The organism is Bartonella sp. AA81SXKL (assembly GCF_042196945.1).
Classification (GTDB): domain Bacteria; phylum Pseudomonadota; class Alphaproteobacteria; order Rhizobiales; family Rhizobiaceae; genus Bartonella.
Genome location: NZ_JBHIRH010000218.1, coordinates 1 through 741, shown reverse-complemented (window position 1 = coordinate 741; position 741 = coordinate 1). Strand labels below are relative to the sequence as shown.

Annotated in this window: 1 protein-coding gene and 1 pseudogene; both read left to right on the top strand. The window is 40.1% G+C overall.

Annotation, left to right across the window (positions count from 1 at the left end; genetic code table 11):
- Positions 1-349 (top strand): transporter associated domain-containing protein (locus ACFINZ_RS10705; protein ID WP_375701508.1); only part of this gene is annotated, 349 nt, incomplete at its 5' end.
- Positions 312-741, top strand: a pseudogene (locus tag ACFINZ_RS10700) (apolipoprotein N-acyltransferase); the annotation flags it as partial. The gene ACFINZ_RS10705 and the pseudogene ACFINZ_RS10700, both read left to right, overlap by 38 nt.

Genomic DNA, 741 nt, shown 5'->3' with positions numbered 1-741 from the left:
CGAATTAGTAGTGGGGGATATCGAAGATGAAGAAGAGCATGTAGACCATGCTATCGTCCGCGACCCCAATAATAAATGGCTTGTTGATGCGAGAACTGAACTAGAAGATGTGGAGAAAGCTCTCGGTCCTGATTTTATTGTAGGGGAATATGGTGATGAAGTCGATACCATCGGTGGTTTGATTGTTTCTATTCTTGATCGCATTCCCGCAAAAGGTGAAATCATTGAAGCGGTGCCAGGTTATCGATTCCGTATTTTAGAAGCTGATAAACGTCGGATTAAGCGCTTACGTATTTTTCGTATTCCGGAGAATGAAAGTTTTAAACAAAATGTCATCTCCGAAGAGTAACTTCGTGTTTTTAAACAGTGTCAAGATGTCCTTGTTTTCCCTCACTGGTTGGAAACGGCAAGGGGTGTTGTTTTTATGTGGTGCATTGACATCCTTTGCACTTCCGCCCTTTTATTTAACACCTCTCTGTTTTTTAACTTTTCCTGTCTTCATTGTTTTACTTGATAAAATCAGTGCTCTTCAAAACAATAGAAAATGCCTTCTGATCTACGCTTTAAGCTGTGGAACCTTTGGCTTTGGTTATTTTATTTTTGGTTTTTGGTGGCTGTGTAATGCTTTACTGACAGACCCAATTACTTTTGGATGGGCTGTGCCATTCGCTATTTTCTGCCCTCCCCTTTACCTTTCTCTTTATTGGTTTTTTGCCGGTTTTATTGTCGGTTTTTTATGGA